Source organism: Thermus sp. (assembly GCF_056332225.1).
In genome coordinates, this window is record NZ_JBWGQW010000235.1 from 1 (window position 1) to 579 (window position 579).

Annotated in this window: 1 pseudogene; it reads right to left on the reverse strand. The window is 68.6% G+C overall.

Going from position 1 to position 579, the window contains the following annotated elements:
- Window positions 1–27: 27 nt before the first annotated feature.
- Window positions 28–579, reverse strand: a pseudogene (locus AC01Y6_RS11100) (hypothetical protein); the annotation flags it as partial.

The window sequence follows — 579 nt, forward strand, 5'->3', positions numbered from 1 at the left end:
CCTGCCCGGAAGGGCGGCCTTCGGGAATCAGAGATCGGCGAGCTCCGCGAAGGTTACCTTCCGGGCCACCTCTTCCGAGGTGAGGGCCATGAGGGGGTCCTTCGCCTCGGCGAGGGCCTCGAGGGCCTGGAGGGCCCTCTTCCCCCTTGGCCTCAGGGGAAAGAGGAAGCCTTCGAAGCTCTGGACCACCATGTCCCCCAGGTGCAGGTGGAGGCGGAGGCCTTTGAAAGGACTCCTCCCCCTGGGCCTCTTTCCTAGCCCCTCGAGGCGCTTCACCAGGAGCCTGAGTTCGGTGGCCCAGAGGGCGTAGGGGAGGGGGTCCACGCCGTAGAGGTTCTCCAGGAGGCGAAGCTGGCGCAAGGGGGTGGGAGGTTCCCCCAGGCGGTCCAGGAGGCCCTCCACCCTCTCCAAGAACCCTAAGAGGAGGGCCCCCGCCCCCACGGCGGGGTCCAGGACCTTGAAGCTCAGCAGAGCCTCTTTGGCCCTAGCCCGCTCCTCGGGGAAGAGGGCCTCCACCTCGCCCTCCGCCAGGGCGTAGGCCTTTTCCAGGGGAAAACCCTCCCGGTGGAGGCGCTCGGC